The following is a 15,045-nucleotide window of genomic DNA, read 5'->3' on the forward strand; positions in this document are numbered from 1 at the left end:
AATACACGCATTTCGCTAAACGGAGGCCCTGCAAGTCGATGTGCGCGACGAGGTGACCGTGCGCTGGCTGGTTGGGCAATCTGGTCCGGCCGGCACAGTGGGACAGGGGCGGGCGCAATTAAACTTCCTGCACCTGCGGGCTGCCGCTTTCCACCACAAACTGTTTGAGGGTCGAGACCGTGGCATTCGGGTCCAGCCGGTCCGAAATCGCCTGCATCTTCACCTCCAGCCGTTCAGGCGTCAGCTCCAATGACAGGTACCCGCGCGGGCGGCTGTCGTAGAAGCGAATCTGCGGGTTGTCCGGCAGGATCGATTGCACCGCTTCGTAGCTGGGGCCGTTGGAGGTGATGGAGGTGCCGACAAACTCCGCCGCTACCAGCCGTGAGTCGGGGTCTTCGGGCCGCTCGTAGAGATGGTTCGCCCAGAAGGAGTGGTAGTCGCCGCTGAGCACCACCGGGTTGGCCGCGCGGCTGTCCCGCAGGTTGTCGATCAGGCGGCCACGGGCGGCCTGGAAGCCGTCCCAACTGTCGGTCCAGTAACGGGCGTCGTCGCTGCCGGGTTTTTGCGCCCGCAGCGGTGCCACCAACAGGTCCTGGGCCAGCAGGTTCCAGCGGCTGTCGCTGCGGCGCAGGCCGTCATACAGCCAGCGCTCCTGCTCGAAACCCAACAGCGTGCGTTTGGGGTCGGCGAGGTCGACGCAACTGCTCAATTCCATATGGCCCTTGCCGAAGTTCGGTGCCTGGTAGCACGGCTGGCGCGAGCGATATTGTCGGCCATCGAGTACCGGGATCGCCGCCAGGTCGCCGTAGGTAAACCGTCGGTAAATCTGCGGGCTGCCATTGCTGCCTATCGGTGGCCGACGCACCGGCATGTTTTCCAGGAACGCCTGATACGCCGCCGCCCGCCGTTGCTGAAACGCGGCCACAGTGACGCTTGGGTCCCGGGAGGACAGGCCCGAGTAGTCGTCCTGCACTTCATGGTCGTCCCAGGTGGCGATCCACGGCGCGGCGGCGTGCAGTTGTTGCAGGTCCGGGTCGGTCTTGTGCAGCGCGTAGCGATAGCGGTAGCCGGCGAGGTCGGTGGCTTCGGGGGCGCCATAGCTGCGGGCCAGGCCCGGGGTGCCGGGTTTGTTGGTGTATTCGTAGATGTAGTCGCCGAGAAACAGCACCAGGTCGGGCCGCTCATTGGCCATGTGCCGATAGGCGCTGAAAAAGCCACGCTCGTAATGCGCGCAGGAGGCGACGCCGAGTTTCAGGCGGTCGACCCTGGCGTTGAGCGCCGGTAGCGTTAGCGCTCGACCCGCCGTGCCGCGTTCGCCCAACGCGATAAAGCGGTACCAGTATTCCCGCCCCGGCTGCAGGCCGTGCAGTTCCACATGCACCGCGTGGCCATTGATCGCCAGGGCCTGGGTGCGACCGCGCTGGGCGATGCGGCTGAAGTTTTCATCCAGGGCCACTTCCCAGTCCACCGGGATGCTTGCGGGTAACGCGTACTCGTTGCCGGGAAACAGCGGCAGGGTGCTCAGGCGGGTCCAGATGACAAAGCCGTCCGGCCACGGATCGCCGCTGGCGACCCCCAGGGTAAATGGCGTGGCAACACCGGCCAGGGCACTGCCGTAGCGCAGGATCAGCGGGGCGGCCGCCGCCCCGGCCAACAGGCGCAAGGCCTGCCGGCGATTGAGATCAACAGTCATGGTAGGTCCTCAGAATTTATAGCTGGCCTGGACGCCCACGGTGCGTGGTTCACCGGGGGTGGCGATCTGGGCGTTGGACAGGAACGAGCCGTGGTACAGGTCGTATTGCTTGTCGAACACGTTGCGCGCCCACAAGGCACCCGACCAGTTGCTGCCCTTGGGCGTTATGCCCAGGCGCGCATTTGCCAGCCAGTATTTCTGGGTGGTGGTGCCGTTGCTGCCGACGATGCGGTCGTGGAACGAGTAGTCACTCTCGGCGCTGAAGGTGAAGCCGCCGACGTCCCACACATATTGGAGCTGGCCGCCGTAGCTGATTTTCGGAAAGTTGGTCAGGCTGGAGCCGGAGAAGTCGTTGTACACCGGATAGGCAAAACCCACCGCCCGGGTGGCGGTGCTATCAAGGCCTTTGTAGTCGAGGTATTTGCCTTTTTTGGTGCCGAAGTACTGGCCCAGCGTCAGGCCCGGCAGCGGTTCCCATTGCAGCTCGAATTCATAGCCGTAGATTTTCGATTTGGGGATATTCACCAGGCGTCCGACGTTGCCGATCTGCTGGCTGATCCACACTTGGGACTGGTACTGCTGGTCGCGGTAGTCGTAGTAAAACGCCGAGCCGTTGATGCGCAGGGTGTCGCTCAAGTCGCTTTTGAAACCCAGCTCATATGCCAACAGTTTCTCCGGTTTGACCGGCGCGATCTGCTCGGCGTAGCTGGAATTGTAGGCGGTGAAACCACCGGATTTGATCCCGCGGCTGACCGTGGAATACAGCAGCGTCGATGGCGTGACCTGGTATTCCAGGCCCAGCTTCCAAGAGGTGGAGTTACTGTCGAGGTCGCTGTCGGCTGCCGGGAAACTCAGCTGGCCCAGGCTGTAGACGCCGCTGTTCACCAGAATGCGCTGGGTGCTGAAGTCTTGCAGTTCGCGGTGCTCTTTTTCCTGGCGCAGGCCCACGATCAGTTTCCAGTCGTCGGTCAGTTGGTAGTCGCCCTGGGCGAAGGCGCTGTAGGTGTTCGACTTCTGGGTGTACGAGGTGTAGGTGCCGTAGCCGAGGTTGGCGCTGAAGTCCGAATAGAAGTTTTCGTCGAGGCGGTCCTGGGCGAAGTACAGCCCGGTCTGCCAGTTGAAGCGCTCGTTGTCGTGGGAGGCAAGGCGCAGTTCCTGGGAAAAGACTTCGATTTTGGAGTCGAAGTATTCATCGGATTGCGGGATCACCGAGGCGTCCCAGTCGATGTATTCACGCCGGCGAAAACGGTCCGAGGCGGTGATGCTGGTGACGCTCAAATGGTCATTGAGGTCGAAGGTGCCGGTGAGGGCAAAGCCGGTGTTGTCGTTGTCGCGATGGGGCTTGTCACCGACCGACAGGCCCGTCAGCTTGGCAAAACCCGGGGTCAGGCCCCAGCCGGTTTTGCTCGGGTCGCTTTCGGAGCTGATCGCGGAATAGCCCCGGCCATTGGTCGCATTGGGCTTGAGGCCCTGATACAGGTATGAGCCCAGGCTGTCGGACTTGTCCTGGCCGGCGTGCAGTGTGAGGTTGAAATTGATGTCCGGGGTGGCGTCCCAGTCCAGCTGGCCGCGCAGCGAGGTGTTGTCCTTGTCTCCGAGGCTTTGCCCGGTCACGCGGTTTTCCTGCCAGGCGCCTCCTTGTTCGGTGATGAAGGCCAGGCGGGCGCGCAGGGTGTCGGTCAACGGGCCGGAGAGGAAGCCTTCGACGTTGCTGGCGTTGTAGGAACCGTAGTTGGTGGTCAGCCCGCCGTGGAATTCCTGGGTGGGTTTGTTGGTGATGAAGTTGATCGCGCCGGCGGTGCTGTTGCGCCCGTACAGCGTGCCCTGGGGGCCGCGCAAAACTTCCACGCGCTCCAGGTCGAAGAGTTGGCCCTGGGTCTGGATCGGGTAGGGCAAGGCCACCTGGTCGAGGTACACGCCCACGGTGGAGGTGTTGTTGCTGCCGTAGTCCTTGAGGCCTACACCGCGTATACGGAACAGGGGATTGCCGCCGCCGTACTGGGGCGCGATGTCGAGGTTGGGCACGTAGTTTTGCAGGTCGTTGACCTTGGTCACGCCCTTGTCTTGCAGGTCCTGGCCGCTGAGGGCGGTGAGCGCGATACCCACGTCCTGGGCCGATTCTTCGTGGCGTTGGGCGGTAACGGTGACCTGGGGCAGGGCGGTGGTGACAGGTTGTTCGGCGCCTAATGCGTCACCTGCCAGCAGGGCCATGAAGGGCGCACTGGCGAGGATGAAGGGGCGCGTGGGTCGGGTATAACGCTGATGACGGAGCAGAGGGTGCATGGCAAGGTCCCTTAAGAAATCCGATTCTTGAGCGTGGGGCCGGCGGGGTGCCGTCCCTTCACGCAGGGGCCGCTCTTTGAAGAGTAAGCTGGAAGAGGTGATAGCAAGCTATGTGCCATCATTTTGTAACAATTAAGTATTTGATTTGATTGGGTTATTTTTGAATGACGCGCAGGTTTCGCTGAAAAAGCAACAGTCAGGTGGGCAGGTTGTTTGGGAATCAACAGGCTGTGTATCCGTTATCGGGATAACGAATACACACCGTGGCCAGCGGCCTTTACCGATGCTGAAACCTCGGCAGCGCAGCAATGCGCAGCTTCGGTTCCTGCAGCCTGGCCAAGTCACTGGCAATCTGCGCCCGCCAGAAATGCGCCCCGGCCAACTGGGCATCCACCCACGCCTGGCGCAGCAACACCTTGGCCTTGTCTACCGACCCGTACTGCGCCTGGCGCAAAATCAACTGCGCCTTGATCCGCAGCATCTGCGGCACGAACCAGCGCTCATGCCGTCCGAGTGCCAATTGCAGCGTGTCTTCCAGCACCTCCAGCGCCAGCTTCTCCAGCCCGAGCCGCGCCAGCCCCAGGGCGTATTCACAACGCAGCAAGCTATACAGCTGGCTATCGCCTTGCCCATGCAGGTGATGCAAGGCCTCACCCAGCAACGGCACGCCTTCTTCGGGCGACCCCTGGCGGATCAACAGAATGCTTTCGAAGCACAGTCGAAACTGACGCCAGATATGCAGATCCTGCTGGGTCGTGCTGTCTTGCAGCAAGCCCAGGTAGTACCGCACCTTGGGCAGGTTGGACGCCAACAGCGCCAGGGGAATTGCCCCCAGGCACAGGGTGTACCAGAGGGTCGCGGGGTGATCGAGGGTGATGGCTTCATCGACGCAACTGCCGATCAAGCGCAGCGCCGGGTCGACATCGCCTTCCAGCAACTGCACCTGTGCCTTGAGGCAGCGAGCGGCGATGCGTTGGTCAAAATGCACATCGATTATGTGCGAGCGCGGGGCCGACGGTGAGCCCAGCGCCTCGTCGATATTCTGCCGGGCACCGGCCAGGTCGCCCATGTGAAACAACGCCACCGCGCGCATGCGTTTGCCCAGCAGTTGCTGGTTGCCGCTGCTGCTCAGGGTGATGTAGCGCTCGGCCAGTTCCAGCGCCTCGGCGTACTGGTTGCAGCCGCAGCGGTCACTCCACAAGCCCCACAGCGCCCGCAGCTTGTGCTCGGCATCGCCCAGGTCGCGGGCGTCTTCACGCACCTGGCGCCAGGCCTCGCGCATCGGCCCGCCGGTGCCGTAGGTCAGCATCAGCACACTGGCCAAGGCGGTTTGCAGCAGCATGCGCTGGCGCAGCGGCAGTGGGGTGGTGGCGGCACTGGCCAGGCCTTTGTCGACCCAGGTGCGGCACTCGCTCACCAGCGACAGGCGCAGCCACAACGGCACACCACCCAGGGTCAGTTCGATGCCGGTGGGCAGGTGGCCCGAGGCTGAAAAAGCCCACTCCAGCGCGGCGCGCACGGTGTTGATTTCCGGGCCGTAGAGGCCGACCCAGGTGTCGGGGGAAAGGCTGTCGAGGGTCTGCCCGGCTTCCTGCAACACCCCGAGGGCGAACAGCGCATGGCGCTGGCGGGTGGCATCGGCTTCGCCCTGTTCGTTGAGTTTTTCCAGGGCGTAGGCGCGGGTGGTTTCCAGCAGGCGGTAGCGCTTGAGCAACTGCGATTCACCGGCGATCAGCAGCGACTTGTCCATCAGGCTTTCCAGCAAGGGCAGGGCGTTGCGGGCATCAAGGGTGCTGCTGGCGGTCATGGCCTTGACCGCATCGAGGGTGAAGGAACCGGTGAACACCGCCAGTTGGCGCAACATGGCCTGTTCGTCGCCGGTGAGCATCGAGTAGGTCCAGTCCAGGGTCGCGCTCAGTGAGCGGTGGCGAGCCAGGGCGGTGCGCCGGCCGGTCATTTGCAGGCGGAAGCTGCCGTCGAGCAACCCCACCAGGTCCTGAATGCCAAAGGTGCGCACCCGCGCCGCGGCGATTTCGATGGCCAGGGCATTGCTGTCGAGCTTGCGGCAGATGGCGCTGGCGGCGGCGACGTCGGTGTCCTTGAACACGAAGCCGGGGTCCAGGGCCTTGACCCGCTCGATAAACAACGCGATGCCGGACCAGGTCATGGCTTGCTCGGCACTCAGGCTTGAGTCTTCGTCGGGCACCAGCAGCGGTGCCAGGTCGTGCACCCGTTCGCCTTCGGCCCGCAGCGGTTCGCGGCTGGTGGTCAGCACGCAACACTGGGGCGCGCAGCGCAGCAGCACTTCAACGGCATCGGCGGTGGCTTGCAGCACGTGTTCGCAGTTGTCGAGCACCAGCAGCAGCGGGCTGTCGGCGAGCATCGAGGCCACGCTTTGCAAGGGCTCGTCACTCACGCTCTGGATGCCCAAGGCGTTGGCGAGCATGCCCGCTACCCATTGGCCGCTGGTGGCGGGGGCCAGGTCGACGAAGCACATGCCCTGGTGAAAGCGGCCCTGCAGCAGTTGCGCCACGGCCAGGGCCACGGTGGTCTTGCCGATGCCGCCGGGGCCGGTGATGGTCACGAAGCGCTGGCTCAGCACCTGGTCGGCAAGGCTCAGGATCAGCTGTTCGCGGCCAATCACCGTGTTCGGCGGCGTTTGCAGGTTGGGTTCTTCCACGGTCGGCGCCGGCACCAGGGCCTGGGGCATGGCGCCTTCACTCACGGCCTGCAACGTTACGGGTGCGACAAACCGGTAACCCCGGCCAGGCACGGTGACGATGTAGCTGAAGTTGCCGTCATCCCCCAGCGCCCGGCGCAGCGCAACGATCTGTGCGCGCAGGTTGCATTCCTCCACCACCACCTTGGGCCAGGCGAAGGAGATCAGTTCGGACTTTTCCAGCAACTCGCCCGCCCGGCTGGCGAGGGCGATCAGCAAGTACAAGGCGCGGCTGCCGAGGGTCACCGGCTCGCCGTTGCGCAGCAAGACATGCTGGCGCGCCAACAAGAGAAAGGGGCCAAAACCGAGAGCGTTCTCGGTGTGGTCCGGGGCATGGGGGGCGAGGTCCATGAAGGACGCTGCGGGGTATTTGCTCGAACTCATCAATTTGTCCTTTTTTGTAGTCGGGCTTGTTATTGGCGATCAGGCCATTCGCCCTTTTGGGTGCTTACGTGCGGCAGCAGGCTTGGAGAGTTGAAGTCGATCAAAAAGGTAAGAATTGCCGCCCTCCTTTGGGGCATGGACATTGTTATAGGGCGCGGGGCCGTTGGGTTTCAGGCGATGAGACTGTTTCAATTTAGAAACATTTTATTACTAGAAAACCTGATGTAGCAGAATGTATGCCAGTTGGCATGTAACAAAGATGACAACAACCTTATGAAATTTATGGGGAATTTTGAGGTCGTCGACGGCGCGGGAAGGGGAGTGTTCGGAAAGGCGAATATTTCTAATTGTGTCGTTCGGGAAGCCGAATAAAACGGCGGTGGTTTGGCGGTGGTTTTTTGGCTGTGTATCAGACTGTGTATCAGCACCCACCTGATACACCGGCATGAATAGAAGGCGGGAACGCGACACAGACGGGATACACGCCTGGCTTTAAATCTGTCTACCAGATGGCGCAGGTGGTCACCCACACCGCACAAGCGCCCTGGCCACATTCAGTCAAGCCAGGAGTTCCAACCCATGAAGCGCCATTACGCGGCCCTTGCCGCCACCCTTGCACTGTCCCTCGGTGCCTTCGCCGCCACCGCCCATGCCGATGAGGCCAAGCCCCAGGAAAAATGCTTCGGCGTGTCCCTCGCCGGTGCCAACGACTGCGCCGCCGGTGCCGGTACTTCCTGCGCCGGTACGGCCAAGGCGGATTACCAGGGCAACGCCTGGGTGCTGGTGGACAAAGGCACCTGCACCCAGATCAAGACCCCCAAAGGCTTCGGCAGCCTGACGGAACAACCATGATTGCCCGGGCCCCTGCGGTGCTCAAGCGTGTGCTGCCTGAGGCGCTGCTGTTGCTGGTGGCTCGCGTGGGTATCGCTTCGGTGTTTTTCCTCTCGGGCCGCACCAAGGTGACCGGTTTCCTGCAGCTCAAGCCGTCGACCTACACCTTGTTTCGCTCGGAATACGCCTTGCCGCTGGTGCCGCCGGAATGGGCGGCGCACCTGGCGACCTACGCCGAGCATCTGTTCCCGCTGTTGCTGGTGCTGGGCCTGCTGACCCGTCCGGCAGCCGCCGCGCTGCTGGGCATGACCCTGGTGATCGAGGTGTTCGTGTACCCCGACGCCTGGCCGACCCACCTGACCTGGGCGGGGCTGTTACTGCCGCTGCTGGCGTATGGCGGCGGGGCCTGGTCACTCGACCGCGTGTTGTCCGGCCAGCGCCGTTAACCCTTTCACAACAATGATCAGGCCCCAAGGCCTGTGGAGAGTCGCATGCGTATTCTTTCTTCCCTGGCGATCGCCATGGCACTCGGTTCACCGTTATTGGCCTCGGCGGCCGATGCGGCCAAGCCCCAGCCGGGCACCGGCAAAAGCGTGGTGATCGTGCCCGGTTCCTTCGTCGACGGCTCCGGCTGGCGAGTGGTGCACGACATCCTGATTCACAAGGGCTACAAGGTGACCGTGGTGCATCAGGGCCATGAAAGCCTCGCCGCCGACGTGGCCGAAGCCCGCGAAGTGCTCGAGCAGCAAGTCGGCCCGGTGGTGCTGGTGGGTCACAGTTCCGGTGGCGGTGTGATCTCGATTGCCGGTGACCGCGACAAGGTCAAGTCGATGGTTTATGTCTCGGCCCTGCAACCGGAAGTCGGCGAGAACATGAGCCAGTTGCTGTCGTCGATGCCGGCGCCGAGCAATGACGTCAAGCAGACCCGCGACGGGCATCTGTTCTTTGACCGAACCAAATTCAACGCCGATTTCGCCGCCGACCTGACCACCAACCGCACCGACTTCATGGCTGCCTCCCAAGTGCCGGCCACCACCGCGCTGTTCGGCGGCACCATCTGGGCCGCAGCCTGGCACAAGAAACCGACCTACGCCGTGGTGTCCACCGAAGACCGCGCCCTGAGCCCGGATCTGCAGCGCTGGATGTACAAGCGCGCCGGCTCCAAGGTCACCGAAATCAAAGCCAGCCACTCGGTGTACATCTCCCAGCCTGAGGCTGTGGCGAAGGTCATCGAAGACGCAGCATCCGTCATCAAATAAACCCCACCCCGAGGAGTAACACCCATGAGTACGTCCATCAAATCCCGCTTGAGCCTGGCCACTGCTGCCGCCCTGATCGCCATGGCGTCCGCCTCTTTCGCCGCTGCCGCGAGCGCCGCCGACCAGCCGGAGCAGCCAGGCCGCTGCTACGGCGTGAATAACTGCAAGGGCGAAAGCCTGTGCGCCACGGCCAAGAACGATTGCAAGGGCCTCAACAGCTGCAAGGGGCAGGGCGTGGTCGTGAAGACTCCGTCTGAGTGCCTGAAGCTGGGCGGCACCACCACTGAACCGAAGTAAGGTCCATGAACACGCGGGGTGCCTGGCGCCCCGCGTTGTTCTCAGGTTTTTCGCGAGCAAGCTCGCTCCTACAGTTTTGTAACGGAGACCGTGTGATGCCGACATCCAATCCGCGTTTCCCGGGCTACGGCCTGGGGCTGCGCAAGGAGCACTACAGCGAGTTCCTGGAGACCTCGGTGGCGGTGGATTTCGTTGAAGTGATCTCCGAGAACTTCATGGTCGCGGGCGGCCAGCCACGGCATATCCTGCGCCGGATTCGTGAGCGTTATCCGGTGGCGCTGCACGGGGTGTCGATGTCGATCGGCACCGCCGAAGGCCTGGATCGCGACTATTTGAAGCGCCTCAAATCCCTGGTGGACGAGATCGAACCGCTGTTTGTGTCCGACCACCTGAGCTGGTCCCGCAGTGGCGGGTTCAACTCTCATGATCTGCTGCCGGTGCCTTACACCCTTGAGGCGCTGGACCGGGTCTGCGCGAATATCGACCTGGCTCAAGAGGTGTTGGGCCGCACGATGCTGTTTGAAAACCCGTCCAGCTACCTGGCCTTTGATGATGCGTCCATGAGCGAGTGGGAATTTATCGCCGCCATGTCCCGGCGCACCGGCTGCGAGCTGTTGCTGGACGTCAACAATGTATTTGTCAGCGCCAGCAACCATGGCTTTGATGCCCTGGCGTTTCTCGACGGGATTCCCGCCGAGCGAGTCCGGCAGATTCACCTGGCCGGGCACAGCCAGGGCCGCGAATTGCTGATCGACAGCCACGACAGCCCGGTGTGTGACGGGGTCTGGGATCTGTATGCCAAGGCCGTCGGGTTGCTCGGCCCGGTCGCCACGATGATCGAACGCGACGACGATATTCCGCCGTTGGCCGAGTTGCTGGAGGAGCTGTCGATCGCCCGGATGCTGGGAGCCTCCGAGGCCTACAAGCGTGCGCAGGTGCGCCCATGAACCTCGCGCAATGGCAGCAGGCTTTTCATGCCTGGCTGGTGAGTGCTTCGGACGAGTCGGCCCAGGTGCTTGGCAACAAGACCGCCGGCCTCGCGGTTTACCAGAACAACTACCGCGCGCAGTTGGTGGGTTGCCTGGAGCAGGCATTTCCCAACCTGCGGCGCTGGGTGGGGGATGAGGCGTTCCTGGCCGCGTCCATCAGCCATATCGACCGGTATCCGCCCCATGCCTGGACCCTGGACGTGTATCCCGAAGGCTTTCACCAGACCTTGGCCGAACTGTTCCCCAACAACCCGGACGTGCATGAACTGGCATGGATCGAGTCGTCGCTCAATGAGGCGTTTGTCGCCGCCGATGCCAGCCCGTTGCCCATGGACGCGCTGGCGGCGGTGGATTGGGACACCGCGTGCCTGCAATTCACGCCGTCGCTGCGCTGCCACGGGCTGACCACCAACGCCGAGGCGATCTGGTCGGCGTTGTGGCAACAAACCCCGGCGCCCGAGGCGGTGATGCTGGCCGAGGCCGGTGGGCTGCTGGTGTGGCGTCGGCAATTCACCTCGCGCCTGCGCCAAGTCGACGTCGTGGAGTACCAGGCGCTGGTGCACCTGCAGGGCAACGGCAGTTTTGTCGGACTGTGCGAGTTTCTGGTGGAGCGCCTGGGGGTCGAGGAGGGCGTGGCGAAAGCCGGTGAATGGCTGGCCGGCTGGATCGGCAGCGAGTTGATTGTGGGGATCGTTGACGATCTTCCTGTGTCGCATTTTTTGGAGCTATGACCCATGTCTTTTTTCAATCGCCGTCGCTTTCTGATGTCCACCGCCATTGCCTCTGTGGTGCTTTCACTGCCGGCCATGGCGGCGCCTGCGAAGTGGACGATCCGCCAGGTCAGCACCGACCTGCTGGATATCGGCTACTACGAGGCCGGCCCGGAGGAGGGCAGGCCGATCATTTTGCTGCATGGGGCGGACGGTGACCTTGAGCGTTTCGCCGAGGTTGTGCCGCACCTGGTGTCCGAGGGCTTGCGGGTCGTCGTCCCGTACCTGCGGGGTCATGGCAGCACCACGCCGCTGGACAAGGCTGCGCCCGCCAGCACCCAGGAAGTGGTGCTCGGCCAGGACGTGCTGGACCTGATGAACGCCTTGCACATCCCCGAGGCAGTGCTCGGCGGGTTCGACCTCGGTGGTCGGGCTGTCACGGCGGCGGCGACCTTGCGGCCGAGCCGTTGTGTGGCGCTGGTGACCGTCAACAGCGCGCCGCAGCCCGCGCTGGCCGAGGTGTTGGGGCAAATGGCGCGGATGGGGACATGGCGCACCTGAACATGAATATTTGGACAGCCGCGCATTTGTGCGCTGAAAAAAAAGGCCGCAGCCCTTACTCTTAACGCCTTTGCCACGTGTGCGGATTGTCCATGTCTTCAGTAGCTGATGGGTTGCCCAGTGATAAACGTTTAGCGGCGGTGGTCGCCATTTCCCTGGGGATCGGCATGGCGACCCTCGACACGGCCATCGTCAACACTGCATTGCCGACCCTGGCTGAAGGGATCGGCACCGACTCAGCCTCGGTGATCTGGGTGGTCAACGCCTACCAACTGGCGACCATCGCCGCCGTGCTGCCCTTTGCTTCCCTGAGTGACGTGGTGGGCCACCGTCGGGTGTTCCTCGGCGGCTTGCTGGTGTTTGTAATAGCGTCGCTGTTCTGCGGGCTGGCCTGGTCGCTGCCGACGCTGACAGCCGCCCGGGTGGTGCAGGGCTTGGGCGCGGCGGCGATCATGAGCGTCAACATTGCGCTGTTGCGGCATATCTATCCGGCAAAAATATTGGGCCGCGGGCTGGGGTATAACTCGCTGGTGGTGGGGCTGGCCTTTACGCTGGGGCCCACCGCGGCGTCGGCGATTCTGTCGGTGGCCACCTGGCACTGGCTGTACCTGATCAATCTGCCCCTGGGCGCGTTGGCTTTGTGGCTCGGGGTGCGGGCGATTCCGGTGATCCCGATTACCGGGCATGCCTTCGACCGGCTGGCGGCGATTCTCTGCGCCGGGTTGTTTGCCTTGTTGGTATTGGGGCTGGGGTCGGCGGTGCACGGTGCGCAGGCGGTGTTGACCCTGGGGCTGATCGCCGTGGCGCTGCTGTGCGGGGTGTTGCTGATCCGTCGTCAGGCCGGGCACCCGGCGCCGATGCTGGCGGTGGATCTGTTCAAGCGCCCGTTGTTCACCTTGTCGGCCCTCACCGCGATTTGTGCGTTCAGTGCCCAGGGCCTGGCGTTTGTGTCGCTGCCCTTCCTGTTGCAGACGGTGTTGGGCCACAGCCAGGTGGCCACCGGTTTCCTGATGACGCCGTGGCCGGCAGTGGTGGCAGTGATGGCGCTGATTGCCGGGCGCCTGGCAGACCGCATCTCCCTGGCGTTGCTGTGTGGCATTGGCCTGGTGATGTTGAGCGCGGGCATGGCCTCGCTGGCGACCCTGGGCAATGACGCCTCGACCTTTGATATCGGCTGGCGCATGGCCTTGTGTGGTGCCGGGTTCGGTTTCTTCCAGTCGCCCAACCTCAAGGCGATCATGACCAGCGCGCCTATCGCCCGCAGTGGCGGGGCCAGCGGGATTGTGGCCACGTCGCGGTTGATGGGGCAGACGCTGGGGGCGTCGCTGGTGGCGTTGTGTTTCCACCTGTCCCTGAGCAGCGGCCCGCAGTACGCGTTGTGGCTGGGCTGCGGGTTTGCGCTGGTAGGCGCGGTGGCCAGTGGTTTGCGCCTGATGCAGGACGGCACCAAGGTTTAATTATTCGGGCCTTGTAAAACAGAGTGATAGACGGCTACCGTGGCCGTCTAAATAATTCTGAATGTTTCAGCTTTTATGTCTGATCTGGCCCAACGCAGTGCTGATTCCCACTCCCGCCGTGCCGCGCTGACCCTCGGCCTGTGCCTGCCCAGTGACGTGTTGCTGTACCTGGTACTGCCGATGGAGTCCCAGGCGTTTGGTATCACCCTGGCCCAGGCCGGGGTGCTGCTGGCGGCCAACCGCCTGGTGCGGATCTTCGGCTACAAGCATGTTCTGAATTTCTATGCCCGTAACGGAGATCGGCTGACGTGCTCCATCGCCGCCGGCGCGGCTGCGGTGTGTGCGTTGGGCAACTCGATGCTGTCAGGCTTCGCCGCGTTGCTTGGGTTGCGGCTGATCTGGGGCCTGTGTTTTGCGGCGTTGAACCTTTCCACCCAAGTGTTGGCCACCTCCGAGCCGCTGGGTGCGGCGCGGCGGGCGGGGCGCTCGCGGGCGCTGATCGCCCTGGGGCCGATGCTGGCGTTGCCGCTGGGGGGATGGCTGACGTTACATGTCGGCCCGCGTCCGATTTTCCTGATTCTGGCGGGGTGTTGCCTGGTGGGATTATGGATGGCGCGGGGGTTGCCTACGGCCGGCCACAATTTGCACGGCACGCCCGGGCGGCGCTTCAAGCTGCCCGACAGCGTGGCGACCTGGTCGTTTATCGAAGGCGTGGCGCTGGATGGGCTGTTTATCTTTGGCCTGTCGATTCAGGCGCAGAAGATCCTCGGTGGTGATGCGGTGTTGATCGCCGGTGGCTTGATGGCGCTGCGGTATGTCTCGGAACTGCTGCTGAGCCCATTGGGCGGGCGGGCTGCGCAGCAGTTTGGCGCCACGTCGATGTTGTTGCTGTTTTCCTTTCTCAGTGCGCTGGCGCTGGGGGCGTTTGGCAGCCACTGGGTGATTGCCGGTGCGGCGGCGGTGCTGGTGCTGCGGGCGTTGCAACTGCCGTTGGTGACGACGCTGGTGGCGGAGCGCAATCCGGGCGCGATGCGGGTTTCGGCGTTGGCCTCGAATGCTGTGTGGCGGGATGTGGGCGCGGGGCTTGGGCCATTGCTGGCGGGGTTGTTGCTGCCGGTGGCGTCGGCGCCCTGGGTGTTTGGCGTGGCCGGTGCGGCCATTGCGGTCAGCGCGGTGTTTTGCTGGCGGGCGAAGATTTCGACTTGATGATGTGAGGCTGGTTGTGTCTTTTGACGAGCATTTTGTGCGGTTGCTGGATGAGGCTTATCGGCATTGGACCGGGCAGGGGTTGCCGGCGCCCGAGGGGTTGGGTTTGGAGCAGCGGTTGACGTGGTTGCATGAGCAGGCGCCTTACAGTCTGCTGGCCCATGATGGGGCGGTTGATCCGCGTTTTACCTATGTGAATGAGTGCGCGTTGCGCTGCTTTAAGTATCCGCGTGAGGATTTTATTGGGATGCCTTCGCGGTTCAGTGCCTCGGAGCTGGATCGGCCGGCGCGGCAGGTGCTGATGGAGGAGGTTGGGGCCAAGGGGATTGCTCATGGTTACAGCGGGTGGCGGGTGGATGCGCAGGAACAGCCGTTCATGATTCATGCCGGGGTGGTTTGGAATTTGTTGGGCGGGGTGGGGCAGGCGGCTTTGTTTTGGTTGGATGAGGGGGGGCGGGGTACATATCCATTCCTGCGGTAACGGCTGCTATTGGTTCCGCTCTTACAGCGGGTCACTTTTGAAAAGCGCAAAAGTAACCAAAACGCTCTGCCCCGCCTGTCGGCGCCTCGCCTAGGCTCGGCGTACCCTCACTCCGGGATTGCTCCGCGGGCCGCCGCGACGGGGCGTCCCTGCCCCGTCGCGGCTAAACCGGCGC

Annotated in this window: 13 protein-coding genes; 10 read left to right on the plus strand and 3 right to left on the minus strand. The window is 63.4% G+C overall.

Features of this window, described 5'->3' with window-relative positions:
• Positions 1-118: 118 nt before the first annotated feature.
• The 3 genes from HX875_RS27035 to HX875_RS27045 form a co-directional block, all read right to left on the minus strand.
• Positions 119-1,693 carry an alkaline phosphatase D family protein gene (locus HX875_RS27035; protein ID WP_177047355.1) on the minus strand — a complete coding sequence of 525 codons (1,575 nt, stop codon included), beginning with the start codon at positions 1,691-1,693 and terminating at the stop codon, positions 119-121.
• Between the two features lie 9 nt (positions 1,694-1,702).
• Positions 1,703-3,976 carry a TonB-dependent receptor gene (locus HX875_RS27040; protein WP_177047357.1) on the minus strand — a complete coding sequence of 758 codons (2,274 nt, stop codon included), beginning with the start codon at positions 3,974-3,976 and terminating at the stop codon, positions 1,703-1,705.
• Between the two features lie 277 nt (positions 3,977-4,253).
• On the minus strand, positions 4,254-7,079 hold the full coding sequence (locus HX875_RS27045; protein WP_177047359.1) for an ATP-binding protein: 2,826 nt from the start codon (positions 7,077-7,079) through the stop codon (positions 4,254-4,256).
• Positions 7,080-7,658: 579 nt separating this feature from the next.
• Here HX875_RS27045 and HX875_RS27050 point away from each other — a divergent pair.
• The 10 genes from HX875_RS27050 to HX875_RS27095 all read left to right on the plus strand — a co-directional run bounded on the left by HX875_RS27050 (position 7,659) and on the right by HX875_RS27095 (position 14,870).
• On the plus strand, positions 7,659-7,931 hold the full coding sequence (locus tag HX875_RS27050; RefSeq protein WP_169387734.1) for a BufA1 family periplasmic bufferin-type metallophore: 273 nt from the start codon (positions 7,659-7,661) through the stop codon (positions 7,929-7,931).
• Complete coding sequence (locus tag HX875_RS27055) at positions 7,928-8,356, plus strand: DoxX family protein (RefSeq protein ID WP_177047361.1); 429 nt, start codon at positions 7,928-7,930, stop codon at positions 8,354-8,356. The genes HX875_RS27050 and HX875_RS27055 overlap by 4 nt, the downstream gene beginning before the upstream one ends.
• A gap of 45 nt (positions 8,357-8,401) precedes the next feature.
• On the plus strand, positions 8,402-9,169 hold the full coding sequence (locus HX875_RS27060) for an alpha/beta fold hydrolase (RefSeq protein ID WP_177047363.1): 768 nt from the start codon (positions 8,402-8,404) through the stop codon (positions 9,167-9,169).
• Between the two features lie 24 nt (positions 9,170-9,193).
• Positions 9,194-9,466: a BufA2 family periplasmic bufferin-type metallophore gene (bufA2, locus tag HX875_RS27065; protein ID WP_003211275.1), complete on the plus strand. Its 273-nt coding sequence runs from the start codon at positions 9,194-9,196 to the stop codon at positions 9,464-9,466.
• Positions 9,467-9,561: 95 nt separating this feature from the next.
• Positions 9,562-10,413 (plus strand): MNIO family bufferin maturase, encoded by an 852-nt coding sequence (bufB, locus tag HX875_RS27070; RefSeq protein ID WP_177047365.1) that lies wholly within the window; start codon positions 9,562-9,564, stop codon positions 10,411-10,413.
• On the plus strand, positions 10,410-11,186 hold the full coding sequence (locus HX875_RS27075) for an HvfC/BufC N-terminal domain-containing protein (protein WP_177047367.1): 777 nt from the start codon (positions 10,410-10,412) through the stop codon (positions 11,184-11,186). The genes bufB and HX875_RS27075 overlap by 4 nt, the downstream gene beginning before the upstream one ends.
• A 3-nt stretch (positions 11,187-11,189) precedes the next feature.
• A complete protein-coding gene (locus HX875_RS27080; protein WP_177047369.1) occupies positions 11,190-11,726 on the plus strand; it encodes an alpha/beta fold hydrolase in 537 nt (178 codons plus the stop codon).
• Between the two features lie 92 nt (positions 11,727-11,818).
• A complete protein-coding gene (locus tag HX875_RS27085; protein ID WP_177047371.1) occupies positions 11,819-13,183 on the plus strand; it encodes an MFS transporter in 1,365 nt (454 codons plus the stop codon).
• Positions 13,184-13,258: 75 nt separating this feature from the next.
• Positions 13,259-14,389: an MFS transporter gene (locus HX875_RS27090; protein WP_177047373.1), complete on the plus strand. Its 1,131-nt coding sequence runs from the start codon at positions 13,259-13,261 to the stop codon at positions 14,387-14,389.
• Positions 14,390-14,405: 16 nt separating this feature from the next.
• A complete protein-coding gene (locus tag HX875_RS27095; RefSeq protein ID WP_371321501.1) occupies positions 14,406-14,870 on the plus strand; it encodes an MEKHLA domain-containing protein in 465 nt (154 codons plus the stop codon).
• Positions 14,871-15,045: the final 175 nt, after the last annotated feature.

It is taken from the genome of Pseudomonas yamanorum (assembly GCF_013386765.1).
Classification (GTDB): domain Bacteria; phylum Pseudomonadota; class Gammaproteobacteria; order Pseudomonadales; family Pseudomonadaceae; genus Aquipseudomonas; species Aquipseudomonas yamanorum_A.

Coding starts and splice junctions, on each gene's coding strand:
- HX875_RS27035 (WP_177047355.1), bottom strand. CDS start 1,693: ATGACTGTTGATCTCAATCGCCGGCAGGCCTTGCGCCTGTTGGCCGGG.
- HX875_RS27040 (WP_177047357.1), bottom strand. CDS start 3,976: ATGCACCCTCTGCTCCGTCATCAGCGTTATACCCGACCCACGCGCCCC.
- HX875_RS27045 (WP_177047359.1), bottom strand. CDS start 7,079: ATGAGTTCGAGCAAATACCCCGCAGCGTCCTTCATGGACCTCGCCCCC.
- HX875_RS27050 (WP_169387734.1), top strand. CDS start 7,659: ATGAAGCGCCATTACGCGGCCCTTGCCGCCACCCTTGCACTGTCCCTC.
- HX875_RS27055 (WP_177047361.1), top strand. CDS start 7,928: ATGATTGCCCGGGCCCCTGCGGTGCTCAAGCGTGTGCTGCCTGAGGCG.
- HX875_RS27060 (WP_177047363.1), top strand. CDS start 8,402: ATGCGTATTCTTTCTTCCCTGGCGATCGCCATGGCACTCGGTTCACCG.
- bufA2 (WP_003211275.1), top strand. CDS start 9,194: ATGAGTACGTCCATCAAATCCCGCTTGAGCCTGGCCACTGCTGCCGCC.
- bufB (WP_177047365.1), top strand. CDS start 9,562: ATGCCGACATCCAATCCGCGTTTCCCGGGCTACGGCCTGGGGCTGCGC.
- HX875_RS27075 (WP_177047367.1), top strand. CDS start 10,410: ATGAACCTCGCGCAATGGCAGCAGGCTTTTCATGCCTGGCTGGTGAGT.
- HX875_RS27080 (WP_177047369.1), top strand. CDS start 11,190: ATGTCTTTTTTCAATCGCCGTCGCTTTCTGATGTCCACCGCCATTGCC.
- HX875_RS27085 (WP_177047371.1), top strand. CDS start 11,819: ATGTCTTCAGTAGCTGATGGGTTGCCCAGTGATAAACGTTTAGCGGCG.
- HX875_RS27090 (WP_177047373.1), top strand. CDS start 13,259: ATGTCTGATCTGGCCCAACGCAGTGCTGATTCCCACTCCCGCCGTGCC.